The organism is Staphylococcus muscae (assembly GCF_003019275.1).
GTDB classification, from domain to species: domain Bacteria; phylum Bacillota; class Bacilli; order Staphylococcales; family Staphylococcaceae; genus Staphylococcus; species Staphylococcus muscae.
The window spans coordinates 1,181,006-1,200,927 of sequence record NZ_CP027848.1 but is presented as its reverse complement, the minus strand read 5'-3'; the positions used below and the strand labels follow the sequence as shown (position 1 = coordinate 1,200,927).

The following is a 19,922-nucleotide window of genomic DNA, read 5'->3' as shown; positions in this document are numbered from 1 at the left end:
GATATTGTCAGAAGCTAATGATGTCTAAAAATGAGCATGTTCATAATATAACACAGAACATACGTTCTGTAAACAAGAATATACATTCGCTTTATGACTAATTTCTAAACGTTAATAAAAAAATTTCACCATTTCAAAAAAATAAGATTGATAATATATGTTTAATTGATTAAAATGAAACCAAGAAGTTTTGGTACCGGTTCCATTATTGAAATGACGGTCATTAATTACAATGAAATACTTAGATTATTCATATATAGGAGGGATTGTATGGCTTACGAAAAAGAATCCAAAATTATCTTAGATGCCATTGGTGGTAAGGATAATATTGAAGAGATGGGTCATTGTGCTACACGTTTAAGATTATCGTTAAAAGATGAAAGTATTGTAGATGAGAAAACATTGAATGACTTAGATGTTGTTAAAGGAACATTCTCAACGTCAGATCAATACCAAATCATTATTGGTTCGGGGACAGTCAATCAAGTATATGCACAAATTGATCAATTGACAGGTGGTACTTCTCAAGCAGATGAGTCAAAAGATACAAGTGCTAAGAAAGAGAAGAAAAAAGGGAATCCATTACAAAGATTTGTCAAAATGTTATCAGATATCTTTGTACCAATCATTCCTGCTATCGTAGCAGGTGGTTTGTTAATGGGATTGAACAACATTTTTACAGCAAAAGGTATCTTTGCTGATAGTCAATCTCTTGTTGATATGTATCCGCAATTTGCACAGTTTGCAAATATGATTAATATTTTTGCAAGTGCACCTTTCGCATTATTACCTATTTTGATTGGTTTTAGTGCAGCGAAACGTTTTGGCGGAAATGCATTCTTAGGTGCTGCATTAGGTGCGATCATGGTACACCCTGATTTGATGAATGGTTATGCTTATCCAGAAGCTATTGCTAATGGTGACCCAATTCCGAAATGGGAATTCTTAGGTCTATCTATTGCACAAGTAGGTTATCAAGGACAAGTCTTACCAATTCTTGTTTCAGCATATATTTTAGCGATGTTAGAGCGTGGTTTACGCCGCATTATTCCAACAGTATTAGACAACTTATTAACACCGTTATTTGCATTATTATTTACAGCATTCGTTACATTCTTATTCGTAGGACCTATCACACGTACAATGGGTTATTGGTTAACAGACGGGTTAACATTCTTATATGAAGCGGGTGGCGCAATTGGTGGTTTGATCTTCGGATTGTTCTATGCACCGATTGTTATTACAGGTATGCACCATAGCTTTATTGCTGTTGAAACATCATTGATTGCAGAACAAGCGAAAACAGGTGGTTCATTCATCTTCCCAATTGCAGCAATGTCAAACATGGCACAAGGTGGCGCAGCACTTGCAGCATTCTTATTAATTAAGCAAAATAAAAAGTTAAAAGGGGTTGCATCTGCAGCAGGTGTATCGGCTGTATTAGGTATTACAGAACCAGCGATGTTCGGTGTAAACTTGAAGTTACGTTATCCGTTCATTGGTGCGATGATTGGCTCAGGACTTGGCGCAGCATATGTTGCATTCTTCAAAGTTAAAGCAACAGCATTAGGTGCAGCAGGAATTCCAGGTGTTATCTCTATCGCACCAGGTTCTTGGACACACTACATTATCGGTATGTGTATTGCGTTCGTAGCAAGTATTGTTGTGACACTGGTCTTGTCTAAACAAAAGAAATACCGTAATGCAGAAGAATTATAAAAATAGGGCATATAAAGAAGCGAGTAAAATTTGGGGATTTTACTCGCTTTTACTTATGTGTAGAGATTATTTGTTGCTTCGCCATAACAATGTGGATGTAATCAATACAAGTGTAAAAGAAATAACAATGATAATAATCCAAGAAAGCGCGCTATGATCGTCGATAGGCAGTGGTACATTCATACCAAAGAAACTAAAAACTAATGTGGGTAAGGTGAGTAGTACGGTAAAGATCGTCAAAGTTTGCATCGTTGTATTGAGTTGATTAGATAAGAGTGATGTATAGGAGTTTGACATACTTTCAACAATACGCAAATATAGTTCAGTTGTTTCTACCGCTTGTTGGTGTTCGTTCTGCAAGTCTTCAAGTAGTTCTTCGTCTTCATCAAACCGTTTGATGGCAGGCAGCCGGAATAATTGACGAATTGTTGATGCATTTGTTTTAAGTGAACCTAAGAAATAAACTAAGCTTTTCTCAATCTCGCTCAACAAATAGAGACGTGTATTTGTGACACGTTGTTGCAAATTATGCTCGACTTGTCGACGTTCTTTGTTTAATAAGCGTAAACTTCGATTGTATTGTGCGGCCATCTCGTACATTAACTTCAAAGCAAATTGACTCTTATAGTTCAAATTGATGCACTTCAAGGTGAGATGTTCTAAGTATGGGACAGGTTTGGCACAAACAGTCACAATCAGATCTTTACCGATTATGATACCGAGTGGTAGTGTTGTGAAGCTTTTTAGTTCATATTTTCCAGACTTACTAATCGGCAAGTCACTAATGATCAGTGAGTAGCCGCTGTCATCATCATATTCAATACGAGAACTTTCTTCGCTGTCGAGTGCATCTTCGAGAAAGTCTTTTGGGAAGCCATATGTTTGAATTAATGATTGCACTTCTTCTTGAGTGGGTTTAGTCACGTTCAGCCATTGTGCACCTTGCCATGTCTCAGTAGTGATAACTTCAAGTGCGTCATTGTTTCGATATGCTGTAATCATAGAGTATCTCCTTTGTTTCAATTGAATAAGATTATCATACGCTTTTTTTGATGTAAAGAACATACAGGATCAGATATAGTGGTGATTTATTTATGGAAAACGAGATGAAACAACGAAATCTATTATAAACTTTTAAGGTTTTTGTCCCATTTCCATGAGCAAGTGAGCGTAATAAATGAAATTAAAACAAACTTCACACCACCTTAACATTAAATTTACAATCATACGTCATACTGTGGATTGTATAGATTATGAATAATTTGTAAAAAAATAAAAGACACACATTTTAGAGGTGAAATCATGGAAATGTCAATCACGCAAGTCATCTTTTCATTTTTAGGAGGACTTGGTATTTTCCTTTACGGATTGAAAGTAATGGGAGACGGTTTGCAAGCTTCGGCAGGAGATCGTTTGCGCGATATCTTAAACAAGTTTACATCTAATCCACTATTAGGTGTATTAGCAGGTATGATCGTGACAATTTTGATTCAAAGTAGTTCAGGGACAACAGTTATTACAATTGGACTTGTTACTGCTGGATTTATGACATTAAAACAAGCCATCGGTGTTATTATGGGGGCAAACATTGGAACAACGGTAACAGCCTTCATCATCGGTATCGACTTAGGCGAATATGCGATGCCTATTCTTGCTCTTGGTGCATTCTTAATTTTCTTCTTTAAAAAGTCTAAGATTCAAAATATTGGACGTATTTTATTTGGTTTCGGTTCACTTTTCTTCGGTTTGGAGTTTATGGGTGGTGCCGTAAAACCATTAGCCGAATTAGACAGCTTCAGACAGATTATGCTTGATATGTCATCCAACCCATTATACGGCATTTTAGCAGGTGTTGGCTTGACAGCTCTTGTACAAAGTTCAAGCGCAACAATTGGTATTCTTCAAGAATTTTACGGGCAAGGTTTAATTGAACTACACGGGGCAATCCCAGTTTTACTCGGTGACAACATTGGAACAACGATCACAGCGGTATTAGCAAGTTTAGCAGGTTCATTAGCAGCGAAACGTGCCGCATTCGTACACGTTATCTTTAATGTAATTGGTGTGATTATCTTCTCACTCTTTATGCCATTGGTTATCCATGCAGTTGGCTTTATTCAAGAAGCTTGGAACATGAAACCGGCGATGGCGATTGCCTTTGCGCACGGTGCATTTAACGTAACGAATACAATGATTCAATTACCATTCGTTGGCGCCCTTGCATGGATTGTAACGAAGATTGTACCAGGTAAAGATGTTACAGAAGAGTACAAACCACAGCACTTAAATCATGACCTTGTATACCATGCACCAAGTGTGGCATTACAAGAAACACAAAAAGAATTACAAAATGTGGGTCGTATCGTACAAACGATGTTAGATGATGTGCACAATGCAGATGCAATTGATAAGAAGTTCTTAAAACAAATTGAACAAAAACATCAAGCTGTCGAAACAATTACAGACAGTATTCGAAGTTATCTTGTACGTATTTCAACAAAAGATGTTAATAAAAAAGATGTTGAGCGTTTAGCAGTGATGTTAGATGTAAATCGTACAGTCTTAAAAGTATCAAATCGTATTAAAGAATATATCGATCTCATTAATCGTCAGAAGCAAAAAGATATCAATCTTACAGAAGATGCACAAAAGGGTATCGACAAACTCTTTACGTTCGTAGAGGAGTCGTTCGACAAAGCATTAGAAACACTTGATGTATACGATACAACGAAAAAAGATGAAGTGGCAGCACGTAGTCAAGAAGCCTTCACAATTGAACATCGATTGCGTAAAGACCACATCAAACGTCTTAACCGAGGTGTATGTTCAACAGATGGTGGATTGCTATATGTTGATATGATCGGTGTATTAGAACGCATCGGATACAATTCACGTAACATCTCAGAAGCGATGGTAGGTCTGAATGATGATGTAGTTGTTGAAGAAGAAGCAGTAACAACTTAATAGATAGTTGGTATAGCACCTTTTAATCGGTATAAAGTCCGATTGAAAGGTGTTTTTTTAGCATGTCCTAAAATTAATACTTGAAACAAACATAAATGTAGCGCATGATAGATAATATATGATAATTATATTGTCTTAAAGCATTGTTTATATCGTATGCTTTGAGAATGATGTATTACGGGAGGTAAGTTATGAGTATTGCAAGACGTACGGGGCTATTATGGTGGATACTTATTGCGATGATTTTTGTATTGGGTGGATATTTTAATGTGGCATCTGCACATGTTTCATTAGAGAACTACCAGCCTATGCAAGATGAAGTGGTATCTAATGCACCTGACGAGATTAAGTTAAAGTTCAGTGATCCTGTGAATGTACGTTACACAGAATTACAACTCTATAATGATAAAGGACATCAAGTCGAACAACTTCACTCTGATCAAACAGGCTATTCGGATACGGTTACATTTCGAACACAACAGCATGATGAAGGGACATACGCAGTGAAATGGCGAGCGGTGTCACCCGATGGTCATGAAGTTTCTGGACATTATCAATTTTCGATTGGCACACAAACAGCGAAGCATATAGATATGTCAAAACCATTTTATGTCGATGCGTATTGGTGGTTGGGTGTCTTACGTTTTGTCATGCAAGGGAGTGTGTTGCTCTTAACAGGTCTCTACATAGTCAATCGCATTATGGCACAGGCAAGTGCACCGACATTTGATATTTTGCCGAAGTACCGCAGTATTGCATGGATACTCGTGATGTTGATAGGAGCGACGAGTTTGGTATATTTAATGACTTTGTCGAGTAATGCCATTCAACAACTATTAAGGCTTGATTTATCAACATGGACATCTTTTCCATTTCTTCTGGCAATGGTGGCGTTGATGATAACAGTCATCTTATTTTCACTTAGACAGATGGAGCCTATTTGGTATCATGCTATGCCGATATTAATATTGATCAGTTTAGCAAGTTCAGGACATGTTTGGGCACAAGATGTTCCACTGTACGCCTTGCTACTGCGAACTTTACATTTAGCGGGAATTGCTGTGTGGCTCGGCAGTTTTGTTTACCTCTATGCTTATATACAGTCACATCAACAGCATTCCTATGTATTGATTTTGCGTGATGTATTATTAAAAACGAACATAGGAGCTGTCATCATCATTATTGTGACAGGCTTACTGATGTCAATTGATGCAACATCTATTCAGGCGATTGTGACACAACAAACAACATATAGTATTTTATGGTTAACAAAGATTAGTTTGACGATTGTATTAATGGGTTTAGGTGCAGTCCAAACATTCTGGGCGATGAACAAAAAGCGGAAAATTCATCAACCAATGTTGTATTTTGAAATATTAATAGGGGTTTTGCTTATATTAGCAGGAGTTATTATGAGTCAAATTGCAGCACCATTATAAAATAACAGGAGTGATTGGATGAAATTAAATAAATTATTGGCAAGTCTCGGATTTGTTGTCGTAACAACCATTGGGTCGGTAGGGGTGGCAGAAGCACATGTCACATTAAACCCGCAAGTTAGTGAACCGGGCTCATATGAAGAATATAATGTACGTGTACCAGTAGAGCGCAATGATCAAACAGTGAAGCTAGAGTTGGAAGTGCCTTAAGGTGTGGCGCTATCAACTGTACAACCTGTGAATGGTTTTAAACATACCTTCAAAAAAGATAATAAAGGTAATATTGAGAAGATTACTTGGACAGCAACCAACAAAGGAATTGGTCCAAATGAACATGTTGACTTTCCGATTGTAGTAGCTAACCCAGAAGAGTCAGGCGAATTCAAATGGAAGGCGATTCAAACATACAAAGACGGAACAGTTGTACGTTGGACAGATGAGAATGAGAAGAGTGAGACGCCTGCACCAGTGACGAAGGTGGAGAAGGCGGATATTGAACACGAAGAAACACCGTCAACAGGTGGACAAACAGCATTATGGATCGTGTCGATACTTGCGTTGATTGTGTCTGTGGTCGCATTGTTTAAACAGCGAAATATTACGAAAACTGACAAGTAATTGACATTGACAGTCTCTTTAGAAATAAGGATAATGATACGTGAAATAATGCAAGAGATTGGGATGCTATTTATCAAATGTTCATTTCGAATGTCTCATCTCTTTGTGTGAATATGGAGTGTGCGTTACACATGAAAAGAATTTTATATGCGTTTATGTTTTATACTGTACTAGGCTTGTTTAGTGGTTTTGGTTATCGCGAATTAACATTGCACTATAACTTCACAGGAGATACACAAATGAGTGTGATGCATACACACTTGTTGACATTAGGTATGTTTGTATTTTTAATATTAATCTCTATTGAAAAGCTATTCAAAATTAGTAGCTATTATTTATTCAATTGGTTTTATATTATTTACAATACAGGTGTGATTGTGACAGTGAGTATGCAATTTGCTAAAGGATTTATGCAAATTTCTGGACAAGAAGTACCTGCCTCATTCTCAGGGTTTGCAGGAATCGGGCATGTTGTCATTACAGCAGGTTTTATCCTGTTATTCTTCTTGCTTAGACAAGCCATTTTAAAAGAACCGAGAGACGCAGAATAATAAAAAAGTGTGACATCCAGAATAGTGGATGTCACACTTTTTTATGACGGTAAAAATTGCTTGTTAGCTTCTCGAAATACTTCGTTGTGACTGGAAACGAACCCATGTTTAGGGGCTTCGGGGTGAACATATTGTTTGGCACTGTTAGCAGCATGTGCACCATCGCTAATAGCACTAGCGATAAGGTGGACTTTGGCTGGATGTTGCACGATATCTCCGCAGGCAAAGACGCCCGGAACTGTCGTGGCAGAGTTTCCTTGTCCGGCGATGAAATATTCATCGATCAAGTCGATATCCAGGTTGACATCGTGTAGAAGGCTGATATCTCTTTCAAAACCGTGACCAATGATCACTTCATCAACCTTAACAGTCGTTTGTGAACCCGATTCCGTATGTTCTAATATCACTTCATCAATCGTATTTGGATCATGATCGGTATTGTTGAGTTGTACAATTTTATGATTCGGCATTTTTGTGACATCGAGCTCGTGAAGAATTGTAGACATCGCTTCATGTCCAGAGATGTCTTTTTTGCGGTAGACTAATGTCACACTTTTGGCATAGTTAGATAAGTCTCTCGCCCAGTCTAGAGCAGCATTGCCAGCGCCTGAAATGAGTACGTGCTTATCTTTGAAGTGCTCATATTTTTGAACAACGTAGTGTAAGTTTGTCAGTTCAAAGCGCTCTGCACCAGCAATATTTAGTGATTGTGGCTTAATAATGCCCCCGCCAATTGCCAGAATAACAGAACGAGATGCATAAGATGTTCCGTCTTCCGTGATGATCTCAAAATGCTGTTCTGCATGCTTTTTAATATCGGTGACTTTAGTGTTGAGGTGAACTTCTGGATTAAAGTGTTTTCCTTGTTGAATCATATCTTGAATAATTTCATAGCTTGTTTTCGGCGCAATCCCCCCAATATCCCAAATAATTTTCTCTGGATAGAGTTGCATCTTGCCGCCTAGATGAGGTTGCACATCAATAAGACGCACAGACATCTCTCTCAATCCTGCATAAAAACTGGCAAAAAGACCAGCTGGACCTCCACCGATAATTGTTAAATCTTTCATTTATAGACACCTCTCACGTAGTTATTACTTTTATTATCTTACAAATGATAATGAATATCAATTAACGATGTGCAAATCATCATAAAAAAGAGCAAGTGACATTTGTTCACTTACTCTAACAATCATAATCGTTATGTTGATTCTTGTCCCATATCGATAACAATACGGCCAGGCTGAGAAGAGATGTTGAATGACTTGATTCCATCAACTAGTTTATCGAAAGGAACAACTTGTTTTACTGTATGCAGGTGATCAGGTTTCAAATCAGTTGCTAAACGCTCCCAAATAGATTGACGATAAGACATTGGGGTATAAACTGAGTCGATACCGATTAAACGGACATCACGTAAGATGAATGGGAATACAGAACTTTCAAAAGCAGTTCCTCCAGCATTACCGCTTAAGGCAATCGCCCCTGATGGATGGATACGTTTAAGCACCTCTCCCAATGATGGGCCACCAACTGGATCAATGACACCTTGCCATTCTGTCTTATGAAGTGCTTTTGGTGTGAGCTCATCAATGCGGTCAATACATTGCGATGCACCTAATGTCCGGAATACTTCGGATTGTTCTGTATGGCTAGAGCTTGCAATGATATCGTAACCAAGGCGATGCAACATCATAATTGCCATCGTTCCGACACCACCAGAAGCACCACGTACTAAGACAGGCCCTTTTTCTGGTGTGAGTCCATTTTGTTCTAGTGCAGATACAGATAGTGCAGCGGTATAACCTGCTGTTCCGATAATCATGGCTTCTTCCAAAGTTAGATTATCTGGTAATGGCACGAGCCAGTCTCCTTTAACACGTGCGACTTCACTAAATCCACCATCATGTGAGACGCCAATATCGTACCCTGTTGCAAGTACACGATCGCCTGTTTGAAAGTTTGGATGGCTTGATTCGATGACAATTCCTGAGAAGTCAATGCCAGGAATACGTGGATATTGTCGGATAATTTTGTTGCCAGGTTGTGTTGCCAACATATCTTTGTAATTAATGCTTGAATAATGGATATGGATTGTCACATCCCCTTCGGATAAGTCATCAAAGGTTAATGTTTTGAATCCCGCTGTCATACCTTCTTCAGTTGTTGTTAAAACATATGATTTGAATGATTGCATGAGTGTAACCTCCTCAGTTGTTGTGAGATATGTACAACTTCACTATAACAGGCTTCGAAAGATTGTTGCAATGAAAGGCATGAATAGGTTATAACTAAAGTGACAGGGCAAGGAGGGATTGAGATGGACTATCGTTTTGAACGCGTAACGACTGAACAAGTGGAGCTATTACGACGTGTGAGTATAGAAACGTTTGAAGATGCGTATCGTGAAGATGACGAAGATGATCAATACTTTCAAGATTACATTGATTCTGCGTTTTCTTATGAATCATTGACACGAGAAGTCACACATTCACAATCACAGTTCTATTTACTTGTAGTAGAGGGAAGAGTCGCTGGATACTTCAAGTTAAATGTGGGGAATGCACAGACTGTTGATAAAGGTGAAGATTACGCTGAAATCCAACGTATCTACTTATACGAAACATATCATGGTCAACACTTAGGACAGTTAATGTTTGATAAAGCGTTAAAACTAGCAAGAGAAGCAGATAAGACTGCAATTTGGTTAGGTGTGTGGCCAAAGAATCGTCAAGCCATTCATTTTTATAAGAAACAGGGAATGGCTAAGACTGGAACATTAGACTTTGTGATGGGTGGACATGTTGAAGAAGACGATTTGATGGAGATGCCAATTGCGACAGATCGTTTGAAACAATAATGTGACATATTAGGAAGATTATTTGTTATGTGCGTGAAAAGGTGTAAAATATAGTCAAGTAGTGCATATAAATAACTTGGAGGTAATATTTATGAAAAGATTATTAGCCGGCCTTTTTGCATTCGCACTTGTATTAGCAGCATGTTCTAATGATGACAGTCATAACGAATCAAAAGACAAGAAAACAGAACCAAAAACTGAACAAAAACAGCAAAAATCAACAGAGAAAGATGAAAAAGCATCAAAAGAGAAAGAAGCAGATCATGCTGAGAAAGACAAAGCAGAGAACTCTCAAACAGAAGATCAAACGCAACAAGCAGCAACTGCTGATAATCATGGACAAACAGCAGCAGCGCAAAACAATGATCAACAGACAACTGCATCAACGAATGCGACAGGTCCTTATCAAGGTCAGAATGTCGTTCCAGTTGCACAAAACTTGGTGCGTCAACCATTAAGTGATCAACAAGCACAGGAATTGTTACCAGAATTTCAAGGTGCATTACAAAAAGCAACTGCGGAAGTAAATCAATTTAACGGTTACGATAATCCTTATAATGATTATGCGGCAGAAGGTGAAGATGGCTATTATATGTATGTTTTCAGTTTCTTGAACCAAGCAAATCCAGGTACGTATACCATTGTAACTGTTGATAAAGCAGGAGATGTAAAGATTGTAAATCCTGCATATCGTCAATAATATGAAGTGAAGGGATTGGATGTGATACATCCAATCCTTTTTCTGTTCTTAAAAGATAGTACGGTCTTTCTTTAATATTTGATTATAGATTCCAAACAACTTAATTGTTGAATATTATCGAAATAGTGTAGAATAAATTCCCTAAGAAAATATCATATATTAATAAATGATTGTGAGAAAATGGAAAATATTTTCTATTATAAAAATTAAGATAACATATTGATTTGCTATAATATAAGTGGTATATTTTTCGTGTGAAATAAATCACAATCAGATTTGTTTCAAGTAAGTAAATAAATATTAAAGGAAGATGAAAGAGATGTTAGTACATTCATTTGATCCATTCCAAAATCTTGCGCTATCTGCATTGGTCGCAAGTATCCCGATTGTTTTATTTTTACTCTGTTTAACAGTATTTAAAATGAAAGGGATTTATGCAGCATTAACGACATTAGTCGTTACAATTATTGTTGCGCTATTTGTGTTCAAGTTACCAGTTGGTATTGCGACTGGTGGGATTGTAGAAGGTTTTTATCAAGGTATATTACCAATTGGCTTCATTGTTATGATGGCAGTTTGGTTGTATAAAGTAACTGTTGCAACAGGTCAATTTTCAGTCATTCAAGATAGTATTACAACAATTTCTGAAGACCAACGTATCCAATTGTTACTAATCGGTTTTTGTTTCAACGCATTCTTAGAAGGTGTGGCAGGCTTTGGTGTACCGATTGCCATTTGTGCGGTATTACTTGCACAATTAGGTTTTGAACCATTGAAAGCTGCGATGCTTTGCCTAATCGCTAACGGTGCTGCGGGGGCTTATGGTGCGATTGGTTTACCAGTCGCAGTCATCGATACATTGAGTTTGCATGGCAACATTACTGCATTAGATGTTGCACGTTCACTCAATTATAGCTTACCGATTCTTACATTCTTTGTCCCATTTTTATTAATCTTTATTTTAGATGGTTTCAAAGGAATTCGTGAAACATTACCAGCAATTATTGCAACAGTTGTTCCTTATGTTGTATTACAAATTATTTTAAGTTTTGTTCAAGGTCCGGAATTAGTTGATATTTTACCACCATTAGCGTCTATGGCAACATTGGCAATAGTCTCTAAGAAATTCCAACCTAAAAATATCTTCCGCTTAAATGCGGAAGAATCTAAAGTTGAAGTGAAGCATCATAATTTGAAAGAAATCTTATATGCTTGGAGTCCATTCGGTATTCTAACAGTACTTGTGCTTATCTGGAGTACAAATACATTCAAAGAGTTGTTCATGGAAGGCGGCGCTTTAGCATTCTTAACAATCAAGATTCCGCTTCCAGGCACAATGAACGATGTGTCGAACGAACCGATTACATTATTATTCAACTTGTTGAACCAAACAGGAACAGCATTATTAATCACAGGTGTTATCACAGTTATTTTAGCGAAAACTATTGACTTCAAACGTGCAGGTGAGTTGCTCGCTGAAGCATTCAAAGAGTTATGGTTACCAATTCTAACAATCTGTATGATTTTAGCAATTGCGAAGTTAACAACTTACGGTGGCCTAACAGCCGCAATGGGTGAAGGTGTATCAAAAACAGGTGCGATCTTCCCATTCTTATCACCTATCTTAGGTTGGATTGGTGTATTTATGACAGGTTCTGTTGTGAATAACAATGCATTATTTGCACCAATTCAAGCATCAGTAGCACCCCAAGTAGGTACAAGTGGTGCGCTTCTAGTCGGAGCCAATACTGCCGGTGGTTCGATTGCAAAATTAATTTCACCACAATCTATTGCGATTGCAACAGCAGCCGTTAAACAAGTTGGTAAAGAATCAGAACTTCTAAAAATGACATTGAAATATAGCTTTGCATTATTAGTTATCTGGTGTATTTGGACATTCATCTTATCACTCTTGATTAGTTAATGAATGATCACCAAATAAAAAAGCGTTCATCTTTCCGAGTGAGGGGGAGATGAACGCTTTTCTCATTGTATATGAAGTTTATTTATCAAGTGCAGACAACATATTATTAAATTGCTCATAAATTTTTTCAGGTGCATGTGCTGCAACAGTCTCATAGCCTGCTGCTTTAATCTCTTTAAGATGCTGACCGTGAAGCTTTTGGATAATATCTAGTAATTGAATGCTGAGTTTTTCAACATTGCCGTAAGGAACGAGAAAACCATTGTGACCATGTTGAATCAATGATGAAGGACCTACGTTCTCATCGAAGCTTACGGTAATACTTCCTTGATTCATAGCTTCTAATATCGTCAAGCCAAATCCTTCGTTACGTGATGGGATACAAGTAATTTTACTTTCTGCCATGTGTGTACTGAGTTGCTGAGTTGTTGGACGAAGAAACACGATATCTTGAAGGCGCATATAATTAATTGTTTGTGTCAATGCTTCTTTCTCCGCTCCATCTCCAAAGATTTGTACGGTATACTCTTCTTCGCGTAGTTCCTCCTGAATGTGATAAATGGCTTCAATGAGTAAGTCAAACCCTTTCTCATATGAAAAGCGACCTGCAGCGATAATTTGATTCTTTTTCATCATATGGTGGCGTTTTTCTGCAATCATATTTGTAATGATAAAAACAGGTGTTTCAGGAAGTGCCTGTTGATAAAGCGCTTGATCTTTAGAAGTGAGTGTTGTCACTGCATCTAATTGTGTATAGTAGCGTAATATTTCTTTACGATAATCTTCCGTATGTGCAGTGAGATTCATATGTTCCATGCCGATGCGGTATTGATTTTTTTGCCCATAACGTGCAAGCAAAATATTAAAGCTTGCGCGTGTACTGATGAATACATCAGATGTATCTTGTTGAATAGCACGAATGAGTTTGTGTTCTACATAACTGGAGTATTGTGCGTATCCAGGATCATGCTTTGAAAGTTGTTTTGGCTTGAATAAAGGTGTGAACTTACGAATGCGATTAACCAACAATGGTATGACATTGCGGATTTTCAGTTGATAGTCAACAAGAGAGACAACTTCAACACGCGAATCTAACTCAAAATATGATTGTTTTTTTGATTGAAAAATAGAAATGATTTTAACAGGATGACCCTGTCTGACAAGTTCATTAGCAAGATTGCTAATGGTTTTAACAGTACCACCCATAGCATAAATATTATGCATTAAGAATGTAACTGATTTCATGATGCATCCCTCGATTTACTTCTTTTTGCTCATTATAGCATAGAAATATCAGTGGATACGATGTCAGTTATTTAAATAGTTTGTTTGGCCATTCATGGACGAATGATTTTTGAGTGTGTGTGTAAATTTTGTAAGTAAGCGCTTTTTTATTAAGGTCTTTAGCGTTATAATTGAAGTATTAAGAATTTTTATATATTCAGCACTAAAGATTACAGAGAGATGAGAATCACGTTGTCATTGAATAAGTGAGTAAAGCAACAGATTGTGAAAATGGGACTACCTATTTTTGCCGGGGAAATCATCACACTTTGTATAACGTTGATTTTTGTGTCACACAAAATATGAACAAACGAAAAGGGGGACTGGATTGTTATGAATAACTTACATAACAAGACAGATGTTGTGCTCATCGGTGGCGGTATTATGAGTGCGACGCTAGGTATGCTGTTGAAAGAAGTACAACCAGATTGGGAGATTAGTGTATTTGAACGTCTCGGAAAGTGTGCCGAAGAAAGTTCGAATGCATGGAATAATGCAGGAACAGGGCATTCTGCATTGTGTGAACTCAACTATACGAAAGAACAAGCAGATGGTTCTATTGATATTACGAAAGCGATTCATATCAATGAACAGTTCCAAGTATCTAAGCAGTTTTGGGCGCATTTAGTTAAAACGGGGCAACTACCAGAACCTAAAAAGTTTATTCGTTCTGTACCACACATGAGTTTTGTGACGGGGACGGACAATGTGCGTTTCTTAAAAGCACGTGTTGAAGCATTGAAAGACAACAATCTTTTCAAAAATATGACGATTTCTGATGAACCAGATACATTGAAAGAATGGATTCCACTAATGATGGAAGGCCGTCAAAACTTAACAACACCAATCGCTGCAACACGTGACCATTCAGGTACAGATGTGAACTTCGGTGCATTGACAGGACAATTACTCACACGCATTGAAGAGCGTGGTGCAGGTGTATATTATGAACATGAAGTGTTGGACTTGAAGCAAAACAAAGATAAGACATGGACGATTAAAATACGTGATATCAAGGAAGACAAAGTGTTTACAGTCGTGTCTAAATTTGTCTTTATTGGTGCGGGTGGTGCAAGTTTACCATTGCTCCAGAAAACAGGGATTCCAGAGTCCAAACATGTCGGTGGTTTCCCGGTAAGTGGCTTGTTCCTCGTATGTAAAAATCCAGATGTTGTAGAAAAACATCATGCGAAAGTTTACGGTAAAGCAAAAGTAGGCGCACCACCGATGTCAGTACCTCATTTGGATACACGATATATTGATGGTGAACGCACATTGTTATTCGGACCTTTTGCGGGATTCTCACCAAAATTCTTGAAACAAGGTTCATATTTTGACTTGATCAAGTCGGTGAAACCAAACAATCTTTTAACGATGTTGGCAGCTGGGGCGAAAGAGATTCCATTGACGAAATATTTAGTGCAACAACTTATGCTATCTAACGATGAGCGCATGGATGATTTACGTGAATTCGTACCGAACGCTAAAAATGAAGACTGGCGTGTTGTTGTTGCAGGTCAACGTGTTCAAGTGATTAAAGATACCGATAAAGGTAAAGGGACCTTACAATTCGGTACAGAGGTCATCGCATCTCAAGATGGCACATTAGCTGCATTACTCGGGGCATCTCCAGGCGCATCAACAGCAGTACCAGTTATGCTAGATGTATTACAACGCACATTTGGACACACATTCTCTGAGTGGGAACCAAAAATTAAAGAAATGGTACCATCATTCGGAACGAAATTGAGTGATGATGCGGCATTATATGAAACAGTCAATCAAGAGGTTGTGAAGTATTTACAATTGAATCCTGAAACGAAATAAAAAGTAGCCATTGGTTTGGACAGGTAGTCATCGAAAATGACCGCCTTTCAACCAATGGCTTTTTGTGTTTAAGTATGCGGTAATGTCATAGTAAATACCGTACCAATGTTAGGTGTACTTTGTACATCAATTGAACCACCGTGACGTTCAATAATAGATTGTGTAATGGACAATCCGAGCCCATTGCTATCGGTATGTGCAGAAGCTTTGTAGAAGCGTTCAAAAATATGTGAGATTGTTTCTGTATCCATTCCAGGGCCATCATCTTCAACTGAAATAACGATACTATGAGTTTGTTGAGATAAATTAATATCTATCATACCAAATTCTGGCGTGTATTTAATTGCATTGCGGATAATATTACCGATTGCTTGTGTCAAAAGGCGCTGATTGCCTATATAGGATATATCCGCTAATTCATAAACGATACTCAGTGATTTTTGTTCAATTGTATAGCGCTCATTCGTTAATATATCTTGAATGAGCATATTCATTTGGAAAGTCTCGTCGAATTGAAGATGTCCACCATTATCCATCTCTGATAAAAGTAGAAGTTGTTGTGTCAGCTGACTTAAACGATGAGTTTCATTGTAAATACGCTGTATATACTGTGTTTGTGTTTCTTGATTGGATTCATTTTGTAGCTGTGTCAACAAATGGTGAATATGCGTTAAAGGTGTTTTAAACTCATGTGATACATTTTGAACAAAATGCTGGCGCATATCATCGAGTTGTTTGAGAGATACACGCATCGAATCAAAATGTTGCTGTAACGTACCAATCTCATCTGTTCGTGTGACAGCAATAGGTGTTGTAAAGTCACCAGCCATCATACGTTCTGTTGCTGTTTTTAATTGTTTAACAGGCTTCACCAATGCATAAGTCGACCAAATGACAAGGATGATTGAAAATGCTACGAGTAGGAAGATTAATACAACTAAGAAATAACGAAACTCTCCCAATAAATAATTGATGTCTGGACGTATAAAGACGGCGTAGTTGCCAGATGTTGTTTCGAATCGCATACCGACAGTGTTGCGTGATTCGTTATCAAAGAATCCTGTAATGACAGGGTTAAACGGACGTTCACGAATACCGTGATAATCTTCTCCAGCAAGCACGCGATCAATCGTATCTACACTTAAATTGTACTGACGAAATGCAGCGCCATAATGCTTGGTGTTGTGCTTTTCATCGACTGCAATCACTTGATAGTTTAAATCACCAAGTAGATTCAAATATTGAGAAAACGATGCTTCGTTATGCATATTTTTTGAACTATTTGCACGTTGCAATGTCGTCATGATTTTAGCATCATTTTGTTCTTTCAATACAAAGTGATAGTACACATTGGTAACGAGAAAACTTAACATTGCACTAATCAACATAACAGTGATCGTATAAAAGGCAAGACGATAATAGAGGGATTTAAACATGATCTGTCACCCGATATCCTATCCCACGCATTGTTTCAATTTGAATTGTTGCGCCAAGCTTTTTTAAACGTCCACGCAATCGCTTGATATGTACGTCAACCGTGCGGGTGTCTCCTTCATAATCAAAACCCCAAATTTTTGTAATCAGTGTTTCTCGTTCAAATACTTGTTCAGGATAAGCAATGAGTATATTCAATAATTCGAATTCTTTATTTGGAAGCATGAGTACTTTTGAACCGATCTTAGTTGTACGTTCGGCTTGATTAATGACAACATTGCCGAGTTCAAGTTGTATTGCTGTCTGTACTTGGTAACGGCGTAACACAGCCTTAATACGAAACATCAACTCTGCCACTTCAAATGGCTTTGTGACATAGTCATCTGTTCCTGCTAGGAAAGCACGCTCTTTATCACTCAATGCATCACGTGCAGTCAGCATGATAACAGGATAGTTATAATCATATTTCAATGTTTGACATAGTTCAAAACCATTCATACCATCCATCATAACATCAACAATCGCAATATCAATGGCGTAATCTGCGACATAATTAAGTGCAGATTCCGCATTAGGTTGTGTCACTGCGTGATATCCTTCACGTGTAATATGAGTAGCAACATATGACAGAATATCGGGATCATCATCAACAATTAAACAAGTGATAGTCATAAGCATACCTCTTTCATTTTCATATAAAGTCATTCTATCATAGCACACATAATAGTGCGTGGATGTGCGTATTCATGTTACTCCGAGAATATATTTAGAAAAAACCCAAGCCGTTCATATTGTGTTCATATAAGGCCGATATAGTAGAGACACGATATGAACGAGAAGGGAGATATGAACAATGAAATTAGCGATATCAGAATTAACATTTTATAAATTCCGCTATGCACTTATCTTATTTATAGTTGTCTTATTGGCAAGCATGGTGCTATTTATTACAGGGCTTGCTCAAGGATTAGCACGTGAAAATGTATCTATGCTGAATGGTTTTCAAACAGAGCGATATGTGGTTCAAAAAGATTCTGAGGACTTGTTAGAAAAGTCACGATTTACACCTGAAACACAAGCAGAAATTGAAAAAGTGACAGAGAATCCACCGATAAAAATTGCTCAAGTGTCTACAAAGTTTAATGATTATAAAGAAGACATGCTGTTTACAAATATTCCTAAAAAAGAATGGCCTCAATTAGAAAAAGGGGAATATCCTCAAAACAATCAAGAAGTCGTTTTGAATAGTAAGTTAAAAGGGGAAGGAATTCAAGTCGGTGACTGGATTCAGATTCCAGAACATGATCAAAAAATACAAGTTGTTGGATTTTTCGACCATGCGATGCACTCACATGCCAATGTAGCAATGATGACTGATGAAGGTTTGACACGAGTTGCAGGGAAACAAGTAGCGACAGCAGTTTATCCATTGCACGATAACAGTAAAGAAACAGTGAAAGAACTTGAATCAATCGATGGTGTTAAAGTGGTAACAAAAGATGATTTGAAGGCGGCGATTCCAAGTTATCAAGCGGAACAATTACCGTTGAATATGATGGTCGTGAGTTTATTTGTGATTACAGCGATTGTCTTAACTGCCTTTTTCTATGTCATGACGATTCAAAAAACACCTGAGATTGGTATTTTGAAAGCGGTCGGTATTAAAACAGGACATCTGTTATGGGCACTCATTCTTCAAATATTATTCGTAACTATGTTAGGTGTCTTAATTGGCATCGGATTAGTTGTTGGATTATCAATGTTTTTACCAGCGACGATGCCGTTTATTGTCACACCGACATTGATTATGTTGACAATTGTCATTTTTATTTTCGTCACATTAGTTGGAGCGTTATTATCATTTATCCGTGTTTATAAAATTGATCCAATCGATGCAATAGGAGGTGGCATTGCATGAGTTTAAAAGTTAAAAACTTAGTAAAAACATTTGGTCAAGGTGATGCAGAAACAGTCGTTTTGAAAGGATTGGATTTCGAAGTGCAACCGGGAGAATTTGTTATATTAAACGGTGCATCAGGATCAGGGAAGTCTACCTTGCTGACAATACTAGGTGGTTTATTAACACCTTCTGAAGGACAAGTCGTCATAGATGGGCAAGACCTTACACAACTGTCAGCAAAAGAAAGAACAGAGAAGCGTCTAAAGAATATTGGGTTTATTTTTCAAGCGTCACATTTATTGCCGTATTTAAAAGTGAAAGAGCAATTGACTTTAGTCGGCCAAGAAGCGGGAATGTTTAAAAAAGAAGCGGATGCTCGAGCGACGACATTGTTAGAACAAATCGGTCTCGGTCATCGACTGGATGCCTATCCACACATGCTATCAGGTGGCGAGAAGCAACGTGTTGCGATTATGCGTGCATGGATGAATCAACCGAAGTTACTTTTAGCAGATGAACCAACAGCGAGCTTAGATGCAAAGCGTGCTACCGAAGTGGTAGATATGATTAAGGCACAAGTGCGTGATGAAAAGGCGATTGGCATGATGGTAACGCATGATGAAAGACTGTTTGAATATGCTGATCGTATTTTTTACTTGGATAGTGGACAACTCGTTCAGAAATAAAAGCAAAAGGATCCTA

General features: G+C 37.7%; 16 protein-coding genes and 1 pseudogene. 11 read left to right on the top strand and 6 right to left on the bottom strand.

Annotated features, from left to right (window positions below; genetic code table 11):
- Positions 1–270: 270 nt before the first annotated feature.
- On the top strand, positions 271–1,719 hold the full coding sequence (locus tag C7J88_RS06080; RefSeq protein ID WP_095117742.1) for a sucrose-specific PTS transporter subunit IIBC: 1,449 nt from the start codon (positions 271–273) through the stop codon (positions 1,717–1,719).
- A 66-nt stretch (positions 1,720–1,785) separates the two neighbouring features.
- On the opposite strand, the gene C7J88_RS06075 is transcribed toward C7J88_RS06080, so the two are convergent.
- Positions 1,786–2,721, bottom strand: coding sequence for a magnesium transporter CorA family protein (locus C7J88_RS06075; RefSeq protein ID WP_095117739.1), 936 nt, complete (start codon positions 2,719–2,721; stop codon positions 1,786–1,788).
- 306 nt (positions 2,722–3,027) lie between these two features.
- Here C7J88_RS06075 and C7J88_RS06070 point away from each other — a divergent pair, with 306 nt between their 5' ends.
- The 4 genes and pseudogenes from C7J88_RS06070 (at position 3,028) to C7J88_RS06055 (ending at position 7,291) form a co-directional block, all read left to right on the top strand.
- On the top strand, positions 3,028–4,683 hold the full coding sequence (locus C7J88_RS06070) for a Na/Pi cotransporter family protein (protein WP_095118154.1): 1,656 nt from the start codon (positions 3,028–3,030) through the stop codon (positions 4,681–4,683).
- A gap of 191 nt (positions 4,684–4,874) precedes the next feature.
- Positions 4,875–6,122 (top strand): copper resistance CopC/CopD family protein, encoded by a 1,248-nt coding sequence (locus C7J88_RS06065; RefSeq protein ID WP_095117737.1) that lies wholly within the window; start codon positions 4,875–4,877, stop codon positions 6,120–6,122.
- 18 nt (positions 6,123–6,140) lie between these two features.
- Positions 6,141–6,740 (top strand): annotated as a pseudogene (locus tag C7J88_RS06060) (YcnI family copper-binding membrane protein).
- Between the two features lie 131 nt (positions 6,741–6,871).
- A complete protein-coding gene (locus tag C7J88_RS06055) occupies positions 6,872–7,291 on the top strand; it encodes a DUF2871 domain-containing protein (protein WP_095117734.1) in 420 nt (139 codons plus the stop codon).
- 41 nt (positions 7,292–7,332) lie between these two features.
- Here C7J88_RS06055 and C7J88_RS06050 read toward each other — a convergent pair whose 3' ends face one another.
- Together C7J88_RS06050 and C7J88_RS06045 are read right to left on the bottom strand one after the other, a co-directional pair.
- On the bottom strand, positions 7,333–8,361 hold the full coding sequence (locus C7J88_RS06050; protein ID WP_095117732.1) for an NAD(P)/FAD-dependent oxidoreductase: 1,029 nt from the start codon (positions 8,359–8,361) through the stop codon (positions 7,333–7,335).
- A gap of 131 nt (positions 8,362–8,492) precedes the next feature.
- On the bottom strand, positions 8,493–9,488 hold the full coding sequence (locus C7J88_RS06045) for an oxidoreductase (RefSeq protein WP_095117731.1): 996 nt from the start codon (positions 9,486–9,488) through the stop codon (positions 8,493–8,495).
- A 123-nt stretch (positions 9,489–9,611) separates the two neighbouring features.
- On the opposite strand from C7J88_RS06045, the gene C7J88_RS06040 reads away from it, so the two are divergent.
- The 3 genes from C7J88_RS06040 (at position 9,612) to C7J88_RS06030 (ending at position 12,775) form a co-directional block, all read left to right on the top strand.
- Positions 9,612–10,151 carry a GNAT family N-acetyltransferase gene (locus C7J88_RS06040; protein WP_095117730.1) on the top strand — a complete coding sequence of 180 codons (540 nt, stop codon included), beginning with the start codon at positions 9,612–9,614 and terminating at the stop codon, positions 10,149–10,151.
- A gap of 91 nt (positions 10,152–10,242) precedes the next feature.
- Positions 10,243–10,851 (top strand): hypothetical protein, encoded by a 609-nt coding sequence (locus tag C7J88_RS06035; protein ID WP_095117729.1) that lies wholly within the window; start codon positions 10,243–10,245, stop codon positions 10,849–10,851.
- Positions 10,852–11,170: 319 nt separating this feature from the next.
- The gene (locus tag C7J88_RS06030) at positions 11,171–12,775 is read left to right on the top strand and encodes an L-lactate permease (protein WP_095117728.1); all 1,605 of its coding nucleotides are present in this window, start codon (positions 11,171–11,173) and stop codon (positions 12,773–12,775) included.
- 78 nt (positions 12,776–12,853) lie between these two features.
- Here the strand turns inward: C7J88_RS06030 and C7J88_RS06025 are convergent, their stop codons facing one another.
- Complete coding sequence (locus tag C7J88_RS06025) at positions 12,854–14,020, bottom strand: glycosyltransferase family 4 protein (protein WP_095117727.1); 1,167 nt, start codon at positions 14,018–14,020, stop codon at positions 12,854–12,856.
- 372 nt (positions 14,021–14,392) lie between these two features.
- On the opposite strand from C7J88_RS06025, the gene mqo reads away from it, so the two are divergent.
- Entirely contained in the window at positions 14,393–15,886 is a 1,494-nt protein-coding gene (mqo, locus tag C7J88_RS06020) for a malate dehydrogenase (quinone) (protein WP_095117726.1), read from the top strand.
- A 68-nt stretch (positions 15,887–15,954) separates the two neighbouring features.
- Here the strand turns inward: mqo and C7J88_RS06015 are convergent, their stop codons facing one another.
- The gene (locus C7J88_RS06015; RefSeq protein ID WP_095117725.1) at positions 15,955–17,322 is read right to left on the bottom strand and encodes a sensor histidine kinase; all 1,368 of its coding nucleotides are present in this window, start codon (positions 17,320–17,322) and stop codon (positions 15,955–15,957) included.
- Positions 17,315–17,992: a response regulator transcription factor gene (locus tag C7J88_RS06010; protein WP_095117724.1), complete on the bottom strand. Its 678-nt coding sequence runs from the start codon at positions 17,990–17,992 to the stop codon at positions 17,315–17,317. The genes C7J88_RS06015 and C7J88_RS06010 overlap by 8 nt, the downstream gene beginning before the upstream one ends.
- Positions 17,993–18,173: 181 nt before the next feature.
- On the opposite strand from C7J88_RS06010, the gene C7J88_RS06005 reads away from it, so the two are divergent.
- Together C7J88_RS06005 and C7J88_RS06000 are read left to right on the top strand one after the other, a co-directional pair.
- On the top strand, positions 18,174–19,238 hold the full coding sequence (locus C7J88_RS06005) for an ABC transporter permease (RefSeq protein WP_095117723.1): 1,065 nt from the start codon (positions 18,174–18,176) through the stop codon (positions 19,236–19,238).
- The gene (locus tag C7J88_RS06000) at positions 19,235–19,906 is read left to right on the top strand and encodes an ABC transporter ATP-binding protein (protein WP_095117722.1); all 672 of its coding nucleotides are present in this window, start codon (positions 19,235–19,237) and stop codon (positions 19,904–19,906) included. The genes C7J88_RS06005 and C7J88_RS06000 overlap by 4 nt, the downstream gene beginning before the upstream one ends.
- Positions 19,907–19,922 lie beyond the last annotated feature (16 nt).